Annotated in this window: 1 protein-coding gene and 1 pseudogene; one reads left to right on the top strand and one right to left on the bottom strand. The window is 56.0% G+C overall.

The window, feature by feature from the left end; translation table 11 throughout:
- The first annotated feature begins 141 nt into the window (after positions 1-141).
- The gene (locus AB4Z52_RS35965) at positions 142-1,350 is read left to right on the top strand and encodes a YncE family protein (RefSeq protein WP_442222573.1); all 1,209 of its coding nucleotides are present in this window, start codon (positions 142-144) and stop codon (positions 1,348-1,350) included.
- A gap of 153 nt (positions 1,351-1,503) precedes the next feature.
- On the opposite strand, the pseudogene AB4Z52_RS35960 reads toward AB4Z52_RS35965, so the two are convergent.
- Positions 1,504-2,184, bottom strand: a pseudogene (locus AB4Z52_RS35960) (molybdate ABC transporter substrate-binding protein).
- Positions 2,185-2,271 lie beyond the last annotated feature (87 nt).

Raw genomic sequence — 2,271 nt, 5'->3', positions numbered from 1 at the left:
CGATTGCAGCGGGTTGAAACAACACGACCATGCCGGCCGGCATTCAGCTCAATGAGCAGGATAGATGAAGATCAAGGTGATACGGATGCCGGAAGAGTGTTCGTGCGAGATATTTTGGGGCTCGCTAAGGCGGCTGCATGATTGCGCAGCGAGCCGGCGCCATTGGTTCGAGGAGGAGACTATGTCGGAAAAGATTCATCCGGTGATGAAATCGGTCAAGGCGCGCGCTTTGATCGATCAGGCGAAGTAAAAAGATACTTGGAGGGAATGAAAATGAATATTCTGAAATATTTGATGCTTGGAAGCGCAGCGATCACAATCATGTCTGCCGCGTCCGCTGGGGCTGCTGAGTTGAAAGAGGTCGGGACGATCGCCGTTCCGGGCGAGAAACTTGCTAATTTCGATATCAGTATTATCGACCAGTCCGCGCAGACGTATTACCTGGCCGACCGTAGCAACAAGTCGATCGATATATTCGACGTCAGGACAGATAAATTTGTTTCCCGCGTGCCCGGGTTTGTCGGTGTTATCATGAAAAACGGCAAGCCGAACAACGATGCGTCGGGACCTGACGGCGTCGTGCTCTCGGGCAAAGAAATCTGGGCTGGCGATGGCGATAGTACCGTCAAGGTGATTGATACCGCCTCAATGAAAGTTTCGGCGATCGTAAAGATCGGCGGAACGACGCGCGTCGACGAAATGGCTGTCGATGCCAAGGATCAGGCATTTATCGGCGTAAACAATGCGGAAGACCCGCCGTTTGCGACGGTGATTTCAACAAAGCCAGACCATGCGATCATCGGCAAGATCAGCTTCGCGGATGCCACCGATGGTGCCGAGCAACCGCAGTATAACCGTGAGGACGGCATGTTTTACATGTCGATCCCCGAACTTGGTAAAGACGCCAAGAAGGGTGCTGTCGCGGTGATCGATCCGAAGACGGCGAAGTTGGTCAAAATGATACCCGTTGATAATTGTCATCCTGCCGGTTTGGCCTTCGGGCCAAATGGGAATTTTGTCCTCGGATGTGGCGCGGATGGCAAGGATATGCCGACTGTCACCACCATAATGAACGCAAAGACTGGCAGCGTCGTTGCGGTGGTCGAGGGTGTTGGAGCGGCCGACATGGTCGACTACAATGCCAAGAACGGCCAATATTATACCGCCTCGCGCAACAATCCCGGCGGTCCGGTTCTTGGGGTGATCGACGCCAAAACCAACAAGTTGCTGCAATCCATCAAGCTGCCGGTTGGTGGCAATCCCCATTCGGTTGCCTCGAGCGAAGCGACCGGCAAGGTCTATGTCCCAGTCGGCGATGGCACCATACACGTGTTCGCACCCGCCGGCTGATCCTAAACAGTCAACGGCCGGCCGATATTAAACGATAATGAAAAGGCTCCCGCCGATCTGCATTCACCGGGAGCCTTTGTCGTTTAATGATCGTTTGGCGGTTTTGTCGGTGGCGGCTGTAGTCGTGTTCAGGGACGGCGTGATCGGTTAGCGCTACTTGGCTGGATCGAACCCATTCGCCTTGAACGAGGCCTGGGCCTCGGGAGCAAGCATCAACTCGATGAGTTGGGCTGCTTCGGCAGGATGCGTGGTGTGCTTCGCCAAACCTGCCATATAGATCGACTTCAACTGAATGTCGTCCGGCAGCGACATAAGCGGCTCAAGCCCGGCGACGGTGACAGCCTCGCTGATCTGCCACATTGCCATCGCGACTTCGCCCTTGGCCACAGCCTCCATCGGCTGCTGACCGTCAGCGAATAGCTTCAGCTTCGGCTTGATCTCGTCGGCAATCACCATCGTGCCAAACAGCTTTGTCAAATAGATCCCAGTCGTGGCGCCCTTTGCCGGGTCGGCGATGCCGACGGATGGCGCCGCCAACAGAGCCACCTTGACGGCGGCCTCGTTCGCAAGATCTGGATGACCCGCGCCTTTGGCCACGGCAGCACCAAGACGGACAACGCCCAGTGGTCTCGTGCTCGCCTCGGTGACCAGATTTTGTTTTCACAAGTTCGGACATTGTTGCCGGCGGACGACGATCACATCAAAGGGCGTCCCTTTTGTCGCCTGGTCGCGCATCGCGCCGGCCGTTCCGAAGGTGAAACTGACCTTGTTTCCCTTGGCAGTCTCTAAGGACGGTACAATTGCAACGGGTGCCTTGACCGCTGCAGCTGACACTACCGTCAGATCCTCTGCCAGAGCGAAGCGAGGTATGGCGGCATCGTAAACTTAATGGGCGTGAGGCAGTCGTGGCCGCTTGCACTA

It is taken from the genome of Rhizobium sp. 2YAF20, assembly GCF_052114685.1.
Classification (GTDB): Bacteria; Pseudomonadota; Alphaproteobacteria; order Rhizobiales; family Rhizobiaceae; genus Rhizobium.
This window is presented reverse-complemented; position numbering and strand designations above follow the sequence as displayed.